18 protein-coding genes, 1 tRNA gene and 3 pseudogenes are annotated in these 17,151 nt (G+C 52.0%); 9 read left to right on the top strand and 13 right to left on the bottom strand.

Features of this window, described 5'->3' with window-relative positions:
* Positions 1 to 53: 53 nt before the first annotated feature.
* Entirely contained in the window at positions 54 to 983 is a 930-nt protein-coding gene (gene fmt, locus IPI86_RS16420) for a methionyl-tRNA formyltransferase (protein WP_345299095.1), read from the bottom strand.
* A gap of 165 nt (positions 984 to 1,148) precedes the next feature.
* Between fmt and IPI86_RS16425 the strand changes: the two genes are divergently transcribed.
* Both IPI86_RS16425 and IPI86_RS16430 read left to right on the top strand, forming a co-directional pair.
* Complete coding sequence (locus IPI86_RS16425) at positions 1,149 to 1,460, top strand: hypothetical protein (RefSeq protein WP_345299096.1); 312 nt, start codon at positions 1,149 to 1,151, stop codon at positions 1,458 to 1,460.
* 98 nt (positions 1,461 to 1,558) lie between these two features.
* A complete protein-coding gene (locus tag IPI86_RS16430; RefSeq protein WP_345299097.1) occupies positions 1,559 to 1,993 on the top strand; it encodes a DUF4870 domain-containing protein in 435 nt (144 codons plus the stop codon).
* A 165-nt stretch (positions 1,994 to 2,158) separates the two neighbouring features.
* On the opposite strand, the gene IPI86_RS16435 is transcribed toward IPI86_RS16430, so the two are convergent.
* The 5 genes from IPI86_RS16435 to IPI86_RS16455 all read right to left on the bottom strand — a co-directional run bounded on the left by IPI86_RS16435 (position 2,159) and on the right by IPI86_RS16455 (position 6,526).
* A complete protein-coding gene (locus tag IPI86_RS16435) occupies positions 2,159 to 3,622 on the bottom strand; it encodes an LCP family protein (RefSeq protein WP_345299098.1) in 1,464 nt (487 codons plus the stop codon).
* A 13-nt stretch (positions 3,623 to 3,635) separates the two neighbouring features.
* Complete coding sequence (locus IPI86_RS16440; RefSeq protein WP_345299099.1) at positions 3,636 to 4,214, bottom strand: HEAT repeat domain-containing protein; 579 nt, start codon at positions 4,212 to 4,214, stop codon at positions 3,636 to 3,638.
* Positions 4,215 to 4,223: 9 nt separating this feature from the next.
* The gene (locus IPI86_RS16445) at positions 4,224 to 4,442 is read right to left on the bottom strand and encodes a Trm112 family protein (protein WP_345299100.1); all 219 of its coding nucleotides are present in this window, start codon (positions 4,440 to 4,442) and stop codon (positions 4,224 to 4,226) included.
* 225 nt (positions 4,443 to 4,667) lie between these two features.
* Positions 4,668 to 6,326, bottom strand: coding sequence for a VanW family protein (locus IPI86_RS16450; RefSeq protein ID WP_345299101.1), 1,659 nt, complete (start codon positions 6,324 to 6,326; stop codon positions 4,668 to 4,670).
* An 8-nt stretch (positions 6,327 to 6,334) separates the two neighbouring features.
* Positions 6,335 to 6,526 (bottom strand): hypothetical protein, encoded by a 192-nt coding sequence (locus IPI86_RS16455; RefSeq protein WP_345299102.1) that lies wholly within the window; start codon positions 6,524 to 6,526, stop codon positions 6,335 to 6,337.
* Positions 6,527 to 6,750: 224 nt separating this feature from the next.
* Between IPI86_RS16455 and IPI86_RS16460 the strand changes: the two genes are divergently transcribed.
* The 7 genes and pseudogenes from IPI86_RS16460 to IPI86_RS16490 all read left to right on the top strand — a co-directional run bounded on the left by IPI86_RS16460 (position 6,751) and on the right by IPI86_RS16490 (position 12,778).
* Positions 6,751 to 7,524, top strand: coding sequence for a DsbA family protein (locus IPI86_RS16460; RefSeq protein WP_345299103.1), 774 nt, complete (start codon positions 6,751 to 6,753; stop codon positions 7,522 to 7,524).
* Positions 7,525 to 7,545: 21 nt separating this feature from the next.
* Positions 7,546 to 8,345: pseudogene (locus IPI86_RS16465) on the top strand (site-specific DNA-methyltransferase).
* A 31-nt stretch (positions 8,346 to 8,376) separates the two neighbouring features.
* The gene (locus IPI86_RS16470; protein ID WP_345299104.1) at positions 8,377 to 8,892 is read left to right on the top strand and encodes a hypothetical protein; all 516 of its coding nucleotides are present in this window, start codon (positions 8,377 to 8,379) and stop codon (positions 8,890 to 8,892) included.
* A gap of 2 nt (positions 8,893 to 8,894) precedes the next feature.
* Entirely contained in the window at positions 8,895 to 9,692 is a 798-nt protein-coding gene (locus IPI86_RS16475; protein ID WP_345299105.1) for a hypothetical protein, read from the top strand.
* A gap of 198 nt (positions 9,693 to 9,890) precedes the next feature.
* A complete protein-coding gene (locus tag IPI86_RS16480) occupies positions 9,891 to 10,949 on the top strand; it encodes an ATP-binding cassette domain-containing protein (RefSeq protein WP_345299106.1) in 1,059 nt (352 codons plus the stop codon).
* 24 nt (positions 10,950 to 10,973) lie between these two features.
* Positions 10,974 to 11,840, top strand: coding sequence for an ABC transporter permease (locus IPI86_RS16485; RefSeq protein ID WP_345299107.1), 867 nt, complete (start codon positions 10,974 to 10,976; stop codon positions 11,838 to 11,840).
* Positions 11,841 to 11,926: 86 nt separating this feature from the next.
* Positions 11,927 to 12,778, top strand: a complete 852-nt coding sequence (locus tag IPI86_RS16490) for an ABC transporter permease (protein WP_345299108.1) — start codon at positions 11,927 to 11,929, stop codon at positions 12,776 to 12,778.
* Between the two features lie 98 nt (positions 12,779 to 12,876).
* On the opposite strand, the gene IPI86_RS16495 is transcribed toward IPI86_RS16490, so the two are convergent.
* The 7 genes and pseudogenes from IPI86_RS16495 to pyrH form a co-directional block, all read right to left on the bottom strand.
* A tRNA-Asn gene (locus IPI86_RS16495) sits at positions 12,877 to 12,952 on the bottom strand.
* A 46-nt stretch (positions 12,953 to 12,998) separates the two neighbouring features.
* A pseudogene (glpX, locus tag IPI86_RS16500) lies at positions 12,999 to 13,992 on the bottom strand (class II fructose-bisphosphatase).
* A 13-nt stretch (positions 13,993 to 14,005) separates the two neighbouring features.
* On the bottom strand, positions 14,006 to 14,524 hold the full coding sequence (locus IPI86_RS16505; RefSeq protein ID WP_345299109.1) for a phosphatidate cytidylyltransferase: 519 nt from the start codon (positions 14,522 to 14,524) through the stop codon (positions 14,006 to 14,008).
* Entirely contained in the window at positions 14,496 to 14,816 is a 321-nt protein-coding gene (locus IPI86_RS16510) for a phosphatidate cytidylyltransferase (RefSeq protein ID WP_345299110.1), read from the bottom strand. The genes IPI86_RS16505 and IPI86_RS16510 overlap by 29 nt, the downstream gene beginning before the upstream one ends.
* Positions 14,809 to 15,555: an isoprenyl transferase gene (locus IPI86_RS16515; protein ID WP_345299111.1), complete on the bottom strand. Its 747-nt coding sequence runs from the start codon at positions 15,553 to 15,555 to the stop codon at positions 14,809 to 14,811. Before IPI86_RS16515 ends, IPI86_RS16510 begins: the two co-directional genes overlap by 8 nt.
* Before the next feature lie 46 nt (positions 15,556 to 15,601).
* Entirely contained in the window at positions 15,602 to 16,171 is a 570-nt protein-coding gene (gene frr, locus IPI86_RS16520; RefSeq protein WP_345299112.1) for a ribosome recycling factor, read from the bottom strand.
* A 210-nt stretch (positions 16,172 to 16,381) separates the two neighbouring features.
* Positions 16,382 to 17,097, bottom strand: a pseudogene (gene pyrH / locus IPI86_RS16525) (UMP kinase).
* Between the last annotated feature and the right edge of the window lie 54 nt (positions 17,098 to 17,151).

Below are 17,151 nucleotides of genomic sequence, written 5' to 3' on the forward strand. Positions count from 1 at the left end.
TTCTTCTCCAAAAAGATATGATTTGAGATTATAACCCGTGGGGTCTCGATACGCTACGCGCCCGCAACCCAATCCCGCGCGCCTGCCAGAAAGGATTTGCCCGGCATCGCCTTCTTGCCCGCAGGCTGGACTTCATCCAAAACCAGCGCGCCTTCGGAGGATTGAACAGCGGGTCTTCCTTCGACTGTGAATCTGCTTCCGCTTGCCAAACCTTTTTCGCCGCTGACAGTGGATGCGCGCAATACCTTGAGCGGATTCCCATTCCACTCGAACCACGCGCCCGGCCACGGATTCATCGCCCGCACACGGCGTTCCAAGTCAACCGCAGGCTGGGTGAAATCAAGCAGGCCGTCGGTCTTTTTCAACATCGGCGCATATGTGGAACCATCTTCAGGTTGTGGTGTGGCGGTGAGATTCCCAGCAAGATAATCGGGCAGGGTTTCGATGAGCAAGTCCGCTCCCAGCGTGGATAATGCTTGTGAAACCGAACCAGCTGTGTCGTCAGGTTTGATGCGTATGGACTTCTTCGCCAGCATGGGACCTGTATCGAGTCCTACATCCATTTGCATGATCGTCACGCCCGTTTCTTCATCCCCGTGCAAAATGGCAGCATTGATGGGCGCCGCACCGCGCCAACGCGGAAGCAGCGAGGCATGTACATTGATGCAGCCATAACGCGGCATTTCCAGCACATCCTTTTTCAGGATCTGACCAAACGCGGCTACGACAATCAGGTCGGGAGCCCATGCGCGCAGTTGCTCCATCGGTTCAGGCAGGCGCAATTTTTCGGGCTGCATGACAGGGATGTTCAATTCAAGCGCAAGGGATTTCACCGGCGGCGGCTTTAATTCTCGTCCGCGGCCTGAAGCGCGATCTGGCTGGGTGATGACACCAACAACTTGATAATTTGGCGCAGAGACCAGTGCAGAAAGAGAGGGTAATGCAAAATCGGGCGAGCCCATGAAGACAATGCGTAAAGACATGCGCTGATTTTACCGCTTGTTGAAAAAAATCAGGATTTGCAAATCAAAGTACGCGATCCTAAATAATATACAGTACTCTTGGGTGAAATGTGATTGGTTGCATGATAGGGGGATTGGTTGTAAAATACTGGAAATCCAAAATCAACTTATTCGGAGGAATAAATCATGTCTCAAGCACCAATGTCTCCTGATGTTACCAGTGACGATAAACTGTGGGCAATGCTGGGTTACGTATTCCCAATCATCGCTATCGTTGTTCTTTTCATGGAAGATAAAAAGAATCGTCCGTACGTCAAATTCAACGCTGTACAATCCCTCGTTGCCACTGTTGTGCTGTCTATTCTTGCGACAGTAACCTTCGGCTGCGGCAGCATCCTCTTCTTCGCCATGTTCTGGTGGGCCTATCAGGCTTATCAGGGCCAGGATGTGAAGATCCCCATGATCAGCGATTTCATTCGCAATCAGGGCTGGGCATAACTTTTCCCCCGCTCCACCAAAGACCCGCGGAAAACCGCGGGTCTTTTTGTTTATTTTTATATGTTAGACTCGCCAATATAAAAAAACAGGAGGATGTAATGAACGAACAAATACAACCGCCCCCTTCCCTGCCCCTCACTCCCGAAGAGGAGCGACAATGGGCCATGATCGCCCATCTGGGTGTGCTGGTGAATCTGGTTTCCGGGATTCTGGGACCCTTTGTACCCCTGGCAATTTACATGATCTATAAAGACCGTTCAAAGTATGTAGCCTACCAATCTTTGCAGGCATTGATTTTTCAACTCATCTGGTGGGTTGGCGGCAGCGTTGTGGCGGGAATCGTGTGGGCGATCACCGGTGTACTAAGCTCGGTCATCATCGGTATCGTATGCATCCCCTTTGCCTGTGTATTCAGCCTTATGCCATTGGTGGCGCTTGGGTATGGAATTTACGGCGGAATCCAAACCAGTCAGGGACAGGATTTCAAATATTGGCTGGTTGGTGATTGGACGCGCGGTACTTTAATTGGATAACAAAGAGAAGGGTGCGTCGCACCAGACTGAATGAAACAATTTGACCGAGAAGAACCTGCTAGTTAAAAAGATTCTGTCACCCTTCTGGTGCGACGCACTTCGGTATATAAAAAGGATCCCATCTCTTTTTCAACAGAGATGGGATCCTTTTACGTTTCAACTAAACTACGGGATGCTTCCCGCCAGATCAGCACCGAGGCGGATCTCAATGTCAACCGTCGATGCGGGGTCTGGGCTAAAGCGGATGTTCGAGGCAGGGATACCAAAAACCGCCTGAAGATATTTCACAGTGTAGACCTTGGGGCCGTATACAATGATGAATGTCGAAGAGTAGACTTCACTGGCTGGGCCAACTTCGGTCACATTCATGCCTTGGGACTGGAAGAATGTCCCTGCACGTTGGTCAAGCCCGGCGGTGAAGGTTCCATCCACAATGCGGACACGGGCTTCTTCATCGCGCATCAACGTGGCGGGTTCGCCTTGAGCCATCGGGCTGGTGGGGCCGCCACTGGTGAAGATCTCATCACGCAACACGCGGACCTTATCCATGATCGGCTTCATGACGCTGGCAGCCTGACCGCCGAGGACGGTATTTTCAAACGTGACCATATCAGTGCCGATGATGCCAGTCTTGATACTTTCGCGGGTGATGTCCTTGCCTAGAATGGCGAGTTTGATGGCCGTGTCCAGCGGCATGTTGGTGTGAATACCACTCGAAAGTTCCGAGTACATTTCGGGGGCCTGCGCGATCAAGGATGGAAATACTTCGGGGTCGAAAATCTTTTGTTGGAGCGCGAAGATCACCTGCTGTTGACGGCGCGCGCGATCCATATCGCCGCCTTCGGATTTGCGGGTGCGCGCATACGCAAGCACTTTCCAACCACACAGTTTGCGTTCACCGCCGGGAGTGATCACCACATGATCTGTACCGGGGCCAACGGGGTCAAGCACAAGAATTTCCTCTGGAACTACATAAATACAGCCAAGTCGATTCACCAATTCAGTGAAGGTGTTGAAATCCACCTGAGCATAATAATGAACGGGGACGCCCAACAATTGTGAAACGGTCTTCATCGCAAGGCCAGGACCGCCGCCGGGCAGCTTCGCACCCTCTCCGCTGGAGTAGGCAGTATTGATACGGCTATAACCAAAGCCTTCCGGAATGTTCACCCAAAGGTCGCGCGGAATGGATAACATACCCGCCGATTTTGTGACCGGGTCAATCGTGAAGAGGATCATCGTATCGGAGCGCGGCGGACCTTCATTTGCCTGCCAATCGCGAAAATCCAAACCGATGAAGAGGATGTTGATGCGGCTGCCGCCGTCCCATGCGGGGGGCAATTCCACGCCGGGGGCAACAGGGGCTGGTGTGGGAGGCAGGTCTACAACACCCGGCTGTTGCGTAGCCGATGTTAGATCAGGACCAGTCAATAGACCAGTTGAACCGCCGCAACTGGCTGGCATCATCCCGGGCAGACCGGTCAAATTCCAACAGGCGGTGAAATTACGCGCGAATACAAAGGTCGCCGCGCTTAATCCAATGACCACGGCGAAAAAGATAATGCGTCCCACCGAGGGAATTTTAGGTTTCGGCAGTTTTATTTTCTTCAGGAATTCAAATCGATTCATTATTTTCTGTACCTCAGGGCTTAACATATACCATATTTAGCCCAAGTCGTTCCAAGCCCTCCTGCGCCCAATATTGCAAAAGCGCGGAGTCTTCACTGAGTGATTTCATCAAAACAGGAATGGCGCGATGGTCTTTGATCTCGGATAGTGCCCGCAACGCCAGGATTTTGACGCTGACCGGCGCGTCTGTCATCACCTTGAGCAGGCTCGGCACCGAAGGAGCACCGATCTTGCCGAGGGCTGTCCCTGCCAAACCCGCTGTGAGTGAGTCTTCGTCGGCGAGAGTTTTGACCAGCGCTTCGACAGCCGCCTCATGTGGATGATTGCACAGGGCAAGGGCAGTGGCGGCACGCACTTCCGGCGCTGAGTCGCTGAGAAGCGGGAGCAGATCTTCGGTCCGCGTATGAGGCGAGGCGGCGAGGGCACGTACTGCCCACCAGCGTGAATCCACTTCCGCAGCCCGGGTCAAATCCAACAGGGCTGGAATGACCGCCTTCCCCATCTCAACTAGCGCGGGGATGACTTTCTCTGCGCGCTGATCGTCGCCACTGAGCAATTCAGCCAGCAAGTCACGCATTTCGACTGCGCTCAATGCGAACCTTTATTTTTCGGGTGGAGGAACGGGGAGGGCGTCCTGTGCGGTGTTGACCCATTTATCCCCTTCGTCGATCAACATCACGGGGATGTCGTCCACGATCGGATATTTGCGGCCACAATCCTGACAGATAAGCCAGGCATCTTTGTGCAAAACAAGCATGCCGCTTTTCTCGCGGACGCAGTTGGGGCATCGTAAAATTTCGAGCAGTTCTGAACTGACCATGTATTCTCCTTTTCGAGAAAAGATTGTACCATGCGGGAATATGATGAGTTTTACCCGCTTTTCTTAACGCAAAGGCGCAAAGGTGCAGAGTTTTTTTATTTAAGGTTTACGCACAACCCCAAGAGCAAGCCGCGGATTTACCCTGTGGGCACAATGTCGCCAATTCACGCGAATGATTTAAAAAATTAGCGGCAATTCGTGCAATTCGCGGCTAAAGATTTTGAACTAACTTGCCCCAACACAAATATCATTTCTACGCGCCAGTTTCTTCGGGTCTTCGGTGCCAGGCCCGTACTGACAAATGGCCTGCCATGGCTGGTAATGGGTTTGGAACTGGTCGGTGAAATAGATCTGTCCGTTGCGCCAGACCACGCGAGTGACGTTCACATCTGCGCCCTGTGCGGCATAATCCACCTGCTTTATTTGCTCGGCTTTCATTTCAGGGTTTTCTTCCAACAACGGCGGCGGCGCGGAGACAATATTGGTGGGGCCAGTGGTTTCCCACGTGACACTGCGCCCATCGGAGGTGGAATACAGTTTCCAAGTGAGGGTATCCCCGGACATATAGGTTTCCATCAAAATCCAGTAGGGAGTATCGTTCTGAAATTTGAAATCGACAAGTGGAAAGTAAACGGTCGCATCCATGCCTGCGAGTTGGGGATCCACCGAACCGCCAACGGTCTTTTCATAGTATGAAACACGATAAGCATGTGAGTAGCGTTCAACTACGGGGAAGCCCGCGAAAAATACTGTGCGGAAAAGCGTCGTACTCACCTGACACACGCCCCCGCCTACTCCTTTAATGGTACGTCCACCATAGATAATGAGCGCTTCGGCAAATCCGTTTTCGAGGCTGACATCACCGAGGATATTTCCCATCGAGAAGGTTTCACCCGGTGCCACGAGCACACCGTGGAAGCGGCTGGAAGCAGCCTCGATATTTTGACGACGCTCTGTGCTGGAGCCGTAAAAATAGGTACTTTCCTGGGCGATCAATTGAACGATTCCTAAATCCGCGCCGACAGCTGTATCCGCCACTAAAGGCTGCTGCTCAGCAATGACGAGGGATACGTTATGTTCGCCGCGCAAAAGCGCATCATTGATGGCGGCAATGCTGGCTTCCACATCCATGGCGCGGCCAATATTAGAGGCGGCAATGGGTTCGATCTGGCCTGTTTCATCGTTGAAAACGAATTTCGCATTCGTGGGCTGACGATCCACATAAACTTTGAGTTCGTTCAGCGACTGACGCAGAACGTTGGGATCGAGCCCGACTTGCATTTCGGCTGTACCGCCATTTTCAACGACGATCACAGCGATCATGTTTGCAACGACAGGAATATCATAAGTCCACGGACCGGGGTCGCCGCTGCGATAATTGGGCAGGCTGATGGTCAATGGCTGGCTGAGAATGCGGCGCGCGGCCTCGGCCTGCGAGGAAACATCCAGCAATTTCGGAGCGGCTTCCTGAATGACCAGAGGCACTTCGCCATCACGGAAGGTCTGCAATTGTGCGCCGAGATAGATCAGAGTTGCATCGAGGTTGAGCACCCTGCCCACTTGACCGGGCTGGGCAACCACATTCGTTCCTTCAAGGTGCAGGCTGGCTTCCACCACAGGCTGGTTCACCAGCACCCCAATATTTTGCAAATAGGTATAAGCTACACGCTGATCGAAGATGATGACCGGGGCAACATCTGAGCCGAGTCCGCGGGCGCTGACTTGACCCGATAACGCGCCAAACAAGCCGCCGGAACGTCCATAGCGGTAGGCGGCCAGGGCACTGGCGGTGGGGTCAAAGACCATTCCCAATTCCGCCGGAGATGCGACCCAGAGATTATCGCCTGCACGGAAAAGGATCTTGCCCGTATTCGGGAAGGACAAGGTCTGGCTTAATCTGAGCGCAGCGTCATTGATGGAAAGCCCGGAGACATCCACCCGGCCACGGAAACACCGGGAAAGATACGGCCCGCATACAATAATTGATAGCCCAATGTCCATGTGATGGTAACGGTAAGAAACAGCGAAAAACCGCCAACAAGGGTGGCGAGAATTTGCCTGGGCAAACTATGGTTGGAGGTCATGGTCGCATTCATGTTAAGGATTATAACGAAAAATCCGTTTCGTTTGTGATGTTTACATGAGTTTTCGATGAGGAATCCATCGGGAGGTAATTGAAACGGTTTCACCTACGTCAAATATTTTGGATAACTTCGGAGAATGCCATGTGGGACCAGACCCTCCTCGCAACGACGATATTATCAACATTTATTTCACGGTACAATTTGGACCTTTCAGAGGAGAGAACATGATCGAAGAACAATCCCCGCTCGAAGAACACCCCCCCATTGATGATCAACTGCAGGCGGCTTTTGAAGAACCGTCCAAATCGAACTGGAAGATGTGGCTCGCAGCAGGCGGATGCGCGGTATTGCTTTGCGCTGCAGTTTTTGTGGGCACTCTAATCTTTGTGGGGCCAAAATTCGTCCAGCAACTCTTCCCTGATCATGTTGAAGTGGCGGAAGAACTTCCGCGCGCCGTGACACAGACCAACACCATGGGTGATCCGCATGCGCCCATCCACATCATTGAATACGGCGATTTTCAATGTCCGTACTGCCTCAGATTCTGGAGTGAGACCGAGCCGCTGTTGATCGAGGAATATGTGAACACGGGCAAGGTCTATTTTGAATATCGCTCCTTCCCGTTCCTTGGGCCAGAATCTGTTTGGGCGGCGGAAGGCGCTTACTGCGCGGGCGATCAGGGCAAGTTTTGGGAATATCACGACACGCTCTACGCCAATTGGACAGGCGAAAACGTGGGCGATTTTACACAGGATAAATTGATCGAGTACGCCAAAACGATCAACCTTGAAATGGATACCTTCGAGGCATGTCTCAGCAACGAAACACATAAAGGGAAGGTGGAGCAGGACAAGGCGCAGGCAGAAGCGGACGGAGTCCACGCGACGCCAACCTTCCTGATCAACGGTCATGTCCTTGAAGGCGCGCAGCCGTTTTCCATTTTCAAGCAGATCATTGAAAAGCTTCTGGAAGGCAATTTGGATTCGCAAAGCGGATAAGGCGTCGGCTATAATCCGAGCATGAAATCATTTGGGATTCATTTTCAAAACGAGAGGTTCACACTCGTTCATGACGATATTTTGACCACATCGCTCGTGAGCACAAACAGCGTGGACCTTGTTGTTACCTCCCCACCCTACAATGTGGATATTCAATACAATTCGCACAAGGATGATGTTTCCTATGCGGATTATTTGGAGTTCAGCAGAAAATGGATGTCACGCTGTTTTGATTGGTTAAAGGATGACGGCCGTTTTTGTTTGAATGTGCCGTTGGATAAAAATAAGGGCGGCCAGCAAAGCGTGGGCGCCGACCTGACAACGATTGCCAAGGAAATCGGATTTCATTACCATTCGACCATCGTTTGGAACGAGGGTAACATTTCGCGCAGGACAGCCTGGGGGTCGTGGAAAAGCGCGTCGGCACCGTATGTGATCGCGCCCGTGGAATTGATCATCGTGCTGTACAAAAAGAATTGGAAGAAAACCAGCGGCAGCAAAATCTCAGATATCGAACGAAACGAATTCATGGATTGGACGAACGGCCTGTGGACGTTCAACGGCGAAAGCAAAAGCGCATCGGGCATCCCGCTCCTTTCCCGCTTGAATTGCCGCGCCGCTGCATCAAGCTTTTCAGTTATGTTGATGACGTGGTGCTCGATCCCTTCAGCGGAAGCGGCACCACCCTGCTGGCGGCAACGAACAACAACCGCAAAGGCATCGGCATTGATGTGGACAGGAAATATTGCGAACTGGCGCGCAAAAGAATTCTAGGCATCGTACCTAAAGTGAAGACAAAAAAGAAGCGCGTGGCGAAATAAATTACCCTCCTTTAAAATCAGGTAAAACCATATGGCCAACTCCCGCAACAAATTCGACACAAAAGATTCACTTGAACTCGGCGAAAACGCTGAAAATCTTTTCATCGTGCTGGCGGTCAGATCGGGCTGGAAAGTTTCGGCTTCATCGAAGGATGAGAATATTGACGATCACTGGGATTATTTGATCGAAAAAGCAGGCGAGGTCTTCAAAGTGGAAGTGAAAAGCCAGAAGCGAATCCGCAGGGGCGACAAAACCGAGCAGGCGGATTTCACCTGGGTGGAACTTCGCAACGTGCGCGGCAAGGTCGGCTGGCTTTTTGGCAAGGCAGACTTGATCGCATTCGAAAAGGAAACATCCTTCCTCTTCGTCAAACGGCTGGACCTGCTCGCTGTTATAAACAAGAAAGTCAATCTCGTAGCGAAGGTCCGCACCCCGACGGATGCTGTTTACAAGATCTATATCCGCGAAGGGCGCAAGGATAAAATCACGTTGCTGCCCACCCGCGATATTGAAGAAATTAAATTTACGGAATGGAAAAAGGCTTAATCATGAAACTCAATCCAGTCATTTCTTTTGCCCTGATCCTGCTTCTAGCCGCCTGTAATATGCCATCGTCCGCGCCAACGAATGCGCCCGCCGAGGCCGCCCCTGCCGTGGAGGCTACGTCCACTCCGCTCGAGGTCGCTGCGCCGACAGAGACCGCTGTTCCGCCCACACCCATCCCACCCACTGAAACATTCACCCCAACCATCCCCGCTCCCACGGCTTCGCCAACCAGCACGCCCACAGAGATTCCCGTTGTGGAAAGTTTGAAGGCAACCGTCACTGCCGATTTACTTAGCTGTCGCTACGGTCCCGGTGCAGAGTATTTATATTTATACGGCTTGAACAAAGGCGCAAAAATCGAACTGACTGGTCGAGCACACGGAAACAACTGGGTGATGGTGAAAGGAAAAAATTTATGCTGGGTCAACGCAAAATTTCTTGAAATTCAAGGCGACTCGCAAACCCTGCGAGCCACCTACCCTGGAGAATATGAACTTCCCGAGTCGCCGTACTATGCTCCTCCAGCGGTGTTAAGCGCTGAACGCAGCGGCGGTTCGATCACTGTGAAGTGGACGGATGTCGAACTCCGCGCTGGCGATGAAGAAGATGCCGATATGTTCATCTACATTATCGAAGTATGGCGCTGTGAGGGCGGCCAGATCGTCTTCGACGCACTGGCATCCAATTATCCTGAAGTCACCTTTGTGGATGAAGGCGGGTGCGCCGAACCATCACATGGCAGGGTGTTCTTTCAAGAGAAACACGGCTTTGCAGGCCCTGCCGAAATTCCGTGGCCGTAGAGAATTGGTACATTTACAGAAAATCCCGCTTCGGCGGGATTTTTGTTTAAGAATATTGAAGCCTGTATTGATATTATAAATACAGGTATTGACAAAATAAATATATTTTCGTACAATATTGAATATATCGAGCAAGAAAAGTAAATATTATCAACTTGAGACTAGATTTTCTTGAAGTCCGACCAAAAGGAGTGCCCCATGTCCGATTTTGCTATTGAAGCCAGCCAACTGGTCAAAAAATTTCCCGCCCGCGCTGGGACGGGAGATAAACCCGCAGAAGGTGCCGCCCCTGCCCCAAAACGCAAGCCCTGGTGGCAGCGCGGAAAAAAAGAACCGCAAGCCATGTTCACCGCTGTCAATGGCGTTGACCTGCAGATCAAACGCGGCGAGATCTTCGGCTTGCTCGGCCCGAACGGCGCGGGCAAATCCACCACCATCCGCATGTTATGTACCTTGCTCGAGCCCACCAGCGGCACGGCACGCGTCAACGGGTTTGATACGGTCAAGAATGCCAACGACGTCCGCCGCAGCCTCGGCACCGTGCTGGCAGGCGAGCGCAGCATTTACTGGAAACTCTCAGGACGCGAAAACCTCGAATACTTCGCGGCACTTTATCACATCCCCGCCGCGATCGCAAAAAAACGCGTGGACGAACTCATCGAACGCATGGAGATCAAAGACCGCGCCAATGAACTCGTTGAAAAATATTCGACAGGAATGCGCCAGCGGATCGCCATCGCCAAAGCCTTGCTTGCCCGCCCGCCCATTCTTTTATTGGATGAACCAACGCTCGGACTCGACCCTCAAGCTGCCCGCAACTTAAGAGAGTTGATCGCCACCTTGAAAGAGGAAGGCCACACCATCCTGCTAACCACGCATTACATGGAAGAAGCAGACCAACTCTCCGACCGAATCGGAATCATCGATACAGGCAAAGTCATCGCTTTGGACACACCTGAAAACCTCAAGCAGCGCATCAATCAAAAGGAAATCATCCGCCTTGAGTTGACTGGCTGGCATGATGACCTTGGCGATAAATTGAAGGGAATCACAGGTGTTGAAACGCTCACCACTCATCAACAGGGCGAAGCCGACTTGTGGGAAGTGAATATGCACTCTAACAACAGCCGCGCCACCCTGCCGCGCATCGTGGAAGCCATCAGCGGCAACGGCACGAGATTGGTCAACATGAACATCGTCAAACCCTCACTGGAGGATGTCTTCATCCAACTGACGGGGAAGGCACTGCGCGATTAGCAGAATCAGGCATGAGGTCCAAATATGAACGTTAACTCTTTGGCAGTACCAGGCTTCTCGTCGGATGTCCGTGCTTTTTGGGCGGTCGTCCGCCGTGAGTGGACAGTCTTCGTCCGCTACCCATCGTGGATCGTTTCGCTGCTCATCTGGCCGATCATCTTCCCGATGGGATATCTCCTTACCGCGCGCGCCCTCTCCGGCGTGGATGGAAGCGGGCTGACGACATTTCAAAACACAACAGGGCTGACGGATTATGTCGGCTATATCGCGGTTGGCACAATGATCTGGATGTGGCAGAACATTGTTTTATGGTCGGTGGGATATTCGCTGCGAAACGAACAGATGCGCGGCACGTTGGAATCAAACTGGCTCTCCCCCACTTGGAGGTTTTCCTATTTACTCGGCAGCAGTGTTCCGCAAATGGTTTCGATGATCACGCTGCTGGTGGTATCTGGTTTGGAATATGCGTTGTTCTTCGGTGTGAAATTCAATGGAAGTATTTTACTGACCATACTCGTCATTCTCGCATCCATCCCCGCAGTGTATGGACTTGGATTTGCATTTGCAAGTATTGTCATTACGATGAAGGAAGCCAATGCATTTGTGTTTTTGGTGCGCGGCATTGTGATGATCTTTTGCGGGATCACCTACCCAATGGCGATGCTGCCCGCATGGATGCAAGCCACCGCGCAATGGCTGCCGCAGACCTATATCATCCACGCTGTGCGGACAGCCTCGCTTTCTACGGAAGGCTTCGCAGGCATTTCGCATGACTTGAGCATGATCCTATTCTTCGGCGTGATCTGGCTGGCGATCGGTTATGTGTTGTTTGTCGTCATGGAACGCCGCGCACGCAAGACGGCGCGATCGGGCAGTATTAGCCACGGATGAATTGAATGAACGCAGATCGAACAACTGCGAATTTCAAATCATTTTTATCTGTGTTCATCTGTGATAATTCATGACAAGAGGCAAGCATGGAAATTCAAACTCTCTCCCAACCTACTTTATCGTCACACTTGCGGGCATTGTCCGCGCTGATTCGCAAGGACTGGAAACAATACTGGCGTTATCCGCTGAATGCGGTTTCTTCCGTATTTCAACCGCTGATCTGGATCGCGCCCATTTACTTCATGGGCCTGGCGTTCAGTGTAAATGGCAAGGCAATCGGGTTTTCGCAATACAGCGGCACGACCGATTTCATGTCCTTCATTTTGCTTGGAACGGTGCTGGAAAATTTCATCAACGCCGTATTCTGGGGCATGGGATACGCCTTAAAAAACGACATGGACTCGGGTGTAATGGAATCCAATTGGCTGACACCCATTCCGCGCCTGTTGATCCTTGTCGGGCATTCGGTGACCAATCTGCTGGTCACGATGATCACATCCGCTGGCATGCTGCTCTTCGGCGGGCTGCTCTTCGGCTTCCATGCTTCGGGCGATGTGTTCCGGGCATTTATCCCCATCATCCCGATGATGCTTGGCTTGTATGGATTTGGTTTCGCTTTCGCGGCAGTGGTCATGCTCCTGCGTGAAGCCAACGCCCTTGTGGATATGAGCAGTTTCCTCGTGCAGATATTTTCAGGCTCGAATTTCCCAGTCAATGCCCTGCCGAAATTCCTGCTCCCCATTGCGCTGGCGCTGCCCCTCACCTACGGCCTCGATGCGATCCGTCATTATTTGATCAAGACCCAGACCATCGTCTCCATTCAATTGGAATTGCTTCTGCTGGTTATCTTCATGTTCGTCATGCTGTGGATCGGCATCACAACATTCCGCTCACTGGAAAAACGTGTCCGCACATTGGGGACATTGGGTCAACACTAAATCGAAAAACACCGCTTCTCCCCTCCTCGGCGCCCTCACCGCTGCGGAGGGGATTTTTTGTTTAAAGTAAAAGTCCCTCATCGATTGAGGGACTTTATTGGCTCCTGGCCTAGGACTTGAACCTAGAACCTAGCGGTTAACAGCCGCTCGCTCTGCCGATTGAGCTAGCCAGGAAAGCGACCGACATTATACGGACAAGGCCCAGGAATGTCAAGTGAAATTAATAATGCACCGAACTCAAGTTATCCAATTTATCCGTGCTATGTGTGGCAGTGATGCGGCGGATGGTTCCCGTCAGGCCGCGTACCACGAGAGTATCAGTGGTGATGTGATTGCCGTAATAACGAACGCCTTTGAGCAATTCGCCGTCGGTGATGCCCGTCGTCGCGAAGAATACATCTTCCGATGAGACCAGGTCATGCATCGTCAACACCTTGTCGAAATCGTAGCCTGCTTCACGTCCGCGGCGCAATTCGCTTTCATCGCGGGCATACAACTTGCCTTGAATTTCGCCGCCCATCGCGCGCAATGCACAGGCGGTGATCACACCTTCGGGTGTACCACCGATGCCAAGCAAAACATCCACACCTGAGTCAGACCATGAGGTCATTAACGCAGCGGCCACGTCACCATCAGGTATCTGACGAATACGCGCGCCAGCCTTGCGGAATTTCCGCAACCATGTCATCATGACGCGGGCGGTCAAGTATGATCGTGGTCAGATCTTCGATCTGTTTGCCCTTGGCTTTCGCGATGGCTCTTAGATTTTCAACAATAGGTTTCTCGATATCAATCTTTCCCTTTGCTTCAGGTCCGACCGCAAGTTTGTTCATATAAAGAAAAGGCCCGGGGTCGAACATCGTTCCGCGCGGGGCAAGCGCCACCATCGCAAGCGAATTCGAGCGGCCAAATGCCAAAGGGCGGGTCCCGTCAATTGGGTCCACAGCCACATCTACGTCAGGTTCTGAACCGTTGCCTACTTTCTCGCCATTGAACAGCATCGGCGCCTTGTCCTTCTCGCCTTCACCGATGACGATGACCCCGTTCATATCCACGGTGCTGAGGACGAGCCGCATCGCATTAACCGCGGCCTGATCAGCGCCTTCTTTATCTCCTCGCCCCATATAGCGACCTGCCAACATCGCCGCCGCCTCGGTGACACGCGCAAGCTCAAGCGCAAGATTACGGGTTGGTGTAGCGCCACGAACTTCCATTTTGCCTCCAGATTTATATGATGAACCAGATGAGGAAGTAATAACCGATCGCGGCTCCCCAGATCCAGGAATCCACTCGGTCGAAGAAACCACCATGACCGGGAATCACATCGCTCGAATCTTTCAAGCCGGATTGCCGTTTGAACATGCTTTCACCAAGATCACCCAGCGTAGGCAGCGCCCCGAGGAGCAGACCAAGGACTGCGCCCTGCCAAATGGTGATATCACTGTGCAGGCTTCCAAACGTCGTATACACATACACATAAAATCCACCTGCGAACAACCCCGTAAATACGCTGGCGATGTAGCCTTCCCAACTTTTCTTCGGGCTGAGACGCGGTGCTATTTTGTGCCTGCCATATGCCCTGCCGATGGAGTACGCACCCGAATCTCCGAGCCACACGCAGAACATGACCAGCATGAACCACCAGCCACCCTGCGGAAGATTGCTCAGGTCGAACAGATATGAGCCGACCCAGCCAATATACACCACCCCCCAACGGTTATACAAAATCAAGCGCGGCCTGTTCACGGCCGCGCTCGTAAGCGATAAGATGATAGGTTAGGGCCACGAGGATGGTGGCGGCAAAGACCGGCATTGCGAAATCTGGAAGGAACATGCGCGATAGGGTAACAAGCGCCACGCCTCCCACGGTAATATGTATCTGGGGCTCAAATTTCACCGCACGGAACATGTGCACATATTCCCATGCCGCACCGATCAAAAATGTACCCATCAACAGGTAATAAAAGATGCCGCCTAAAATGATAGCCGGCAATCCAATAAACGCCAATCCAAGAGCAGTGATCAGCCTTCTACGCATTTGATTCCTGGAGTTCCCCCGAGGATACCTTTCCATAACGCCTGTCACGATGGGCAAAGGCTTCCAACGCGCGATAATATTCTTCCCTGTCAAAATCGGGCCAGAAGGTCGGGGTGATATACCACTCGGCATACGCCGCCTGCCAGATCATAAAGTTGCTGATACGCAGTTCGCCCGAAGTTCGGATGATCAAATCCGGGTCAGGCACGCCCGCAGTGAAAAGATACTGACTGACCAGTTCATCCGTCACCTGCTCCGGAGCAATCCCGTCCTTCATCATCTTTTGAATGGCAAGGACGATCTCATCACGGCCGCCATAATTGAAGGCAACATTCAAAACGAGACGGTCATTATTCTTTGTCGCTTCGATCGCATCCAACACTTTTTCCTGCAGGGAGGGCGCGAGCCTTTCCAGCCGCCCAATGTGGCGCAACTGAACACCTTCCTTGTTCAATTCATTCAACTCACGGTCGATGACATCTTCAAGGATGTACATCAGCCCCTTCACCTCTTCCGGCGGCCTGCCCCAATTCTCCGTGGAAAATGCATAGATGGTAAGGTACTTAACACCAAATTCCACGCTCGCGCGAATGACGCGGCGCAGATTCTCTGTCCCTGCCTTGTGACCAGCCAGACGCGGCAAGCCACGCTGAATCGCCCAGCGCCCGTTGCCATCCATGATCATGGCAACGTGTTGGGGGATTTTTTCAAGGGGAATCGCGGATGGGATATCAGCCATGTTTGAAACACTCTTCTCGATGCCCAAAACGGCATCTCAAATGATGCTACACTTCCATGATTTCTTTTTCTTTGTTATAGCCGTGTCTGGAAATATCTTCGACAAATTTATCGGTCAGTTTTTGCAGGTCTTCTTCACCGCGTTTGAGATCATCTTCCGTGATCAATTTTTCCTTCTCGTAATCACGCAAGTCGTTGTGCAGGTCGCGGCGAATATTGCGAACCGCCACACGCGCCTCTTCCAGACGATGATTCATCTGTTTAACAAGGTCACGGCGGCGCTCTTCATCAAGCGGAGGCAGGTTCAGGTGGATGACCTTTCCATCAGAATTGGGATTCAATCCCAGGTTCGAAGCACGGATCGCCCTCTCGATATCCTTGATCGAAGCCGCATCGAACGGTTTGATCATGATCGAACGTGGTTCGGGCACACTGATCGATGCAAGCTGCATAAGATGCGTGGGAGTCCCGTAATATTCCACAGAGAGTCTTTCCACAAGCGCGGGGCTGGCACGTCCGGTACGAATTCCGGCGAGGTCGTCTGTCAGGGAATGGATCGCGCCGGTCATACGGGTTTCAGCATCTTTCAACAGATCTTTAATTTCGTCGGTACTCACTATCTTCCTCCTACCGCATTTTGGTTATTTATGCGGCACTCTGTAAAAATAATTACTGTACAAGGATACCTTAAAACAAGGATTTATGCTATGGGAGCGTTCAAAAGGCGAGAGCAAATGTAAAAAATTGAGAGACTCTCATTTATATAAAACTTCCTCCTTCCATGCGCGAAGGAGGAAGTAAAGCTTTATGTCAATTCAGCGGGAATATTACGGCCCAACCAGAGTCCCCACCGCTTCACCGCGCAATGCGCCAAGCAGAGCCTTCGGGTCCCACAGGTTTAACACGAGAATGGGCAGGTTATTTTCCATGCACAGGGTGATCGCAGTGCTGTCCATGACCTCAAGGCGACGGTTGAGCACTTCAATATAGCTCAACTGGTCGAAACGTTTCGCATCGAGATTCTTCTTCGGGTCTGAATCGTAAACGCCATCCACTTTCGTGGCTTTGATAACAACATCCGCGTCTATTTCAGTGGCACGCAAGGCAGCGGCCGTATCCGTCGAGAAGAACGGATTGCCCGTTCCCGCGCCGAAAACCACCACACGCCCCTTTTCAAGGTGACGCACCGCACGGCGGCGGATATAAGGCTCGGCAATGGCGCGCATTTCAATGGCAGACATCACCCGCGTAAAAACGTTCTGACGCTCCAGCGCATCCATTAAGGCCATGGCATTCATTACGGTGGCAAGCATGCCCATGTAATCAGCAGTGGAGCGATCCATACCGCGTTCCAGTCCCTGCTTGCCACGCCACAGATTCCAGCACCGATCACCACCGCCACATCCACGCCCATTTCACGGACTTCTTTGATGCGGCTGGCAATCGATTCCGCCTCATCCACATCAATTCCAAATCCAGATTTTCCGCCAAGGGCCTCCCCACTCAACTTGAGCAGGACGCGTTTATATTTCAACTCAGCCATTTTATGCCTCCAGATATATTTTTCAAATGTGATCGTGAGCTTGCCGAAATGCCC

It is taken from the genome of Candidatus Villigracilis affinis (genome assembly GCF_016705895.1).
GTDB classification, from domain to species: Bacteria; Chloroflexota; Anaerolineae; order Anaerolineales; family Villigracilaceae; genus Villigracilis; species Villigracilis affinis.

What these genes read in the sequence shown, in the direction of transcription:
- IPI86_RS16455 (WP_345299102.1), bottom strand. Translation starts at nt 6,526, where the DNA reads ATGACCTCCAACCATAGTTTGCCCAGGCAAATTCTCGCCACCCTTGTT.
- IPI86_RS16475 (WP_345299105.1), top strand. Translation starts at nt 8,895, where the DNA reads ATGAAACTCAATCCAGTCATTTCTTTTGCCCTGATCCTGCTTCTAGCC.
- IPI86_RS16460 (WP_345299103.1), top strand. Translation starts at nt 6,751, where the DNA reads ATGATCGAAGAACAATCCCCGCTCGAAGAACACCCCCCCATTGATGAT.
- IPI86_RS16510 (WP_345299110.1), bottom strand. Translation starts at nt 14,816, where the DNA reads ATGCGTAGAAGGCTGATCACTGCTCTTGGATTGGCGTTTATTGGATTG.
- IPI86_RS16515 (WP_345299111.1), bottom strand. Translation starts at nt 15,555, where the DNA reads ATGGCTGATATCCCATCCGCGATTCCCCTTGAAAAAATCCCCCAACAC.
- IPI86_RS16445 (WP_345299100.1), bottom strand. Translation starts at nt 4,442, where the DNA reads ATGGTCAGTTCAGAACTGCTCGAAATTTTACGATGCCCCAACTGCGTC.
- IPI86_RS16490 (WP_345299108.1), top strand. Translation starts at nt 11,927, where the DNA reads ATGGAAATTCAAACTCTCTCCCAACCTACTTTATCGTCACACTTGCGG.
- IPI86_RS16485 (WP_345299107.1), top strand. Translation starts at nt 10,974, where the DNA reads ATGAACGTTAACTCTTTGGCAGTACCAGGCTTCTCGTCGGATGTCCGT.
- IPI86_RS16435 (WP_345299098.1), bottom strand. Translation starts at nt 3,622, where the DNA reads ATGAATCGATTTGAATTCCTGAAGAAAATAAAACTGCCGAAACCTAAA.
- IPI86_RS16430 (WP_345299097.1), top strand. Translation starts at nt 1,559, where the DNA reads ATGAACGAACAAATACAACCGCCCCCTTCCCTGCCCCTCACTCCCGAA.
- fmt (WP_345299095.1), bottom strand. Translation starts at nt 983, where the DNA reads ATGTCTTTACGCATTGTCTTCATGGGCTCGCCCGATTTTGCATTACCC.
- IPI86_RS16425 (WP_345299096.1), top strand. Translation starts at nt 1,149, where the DNA reads ATGTCTCAAGCACCAATGTCTCCTGATGTTACCAGTGACGATAAACTG.
- IPI86_RS16480 (WP_345299106.1), top strand. Translation starts at nt 9,891, where the DNA reads ATGTCCGATTTTGCTATTGAAGCCAGCCAACTGGTCAAAAAATTTCCC.
- IPI86_RS16470 (WP_345299104.1), top strand. Translation starts at nt 8,377, where the DNA reads ATGGCCAACTCCCGCAACAAATTCGACACAAAAGATTCACTTGAACTC.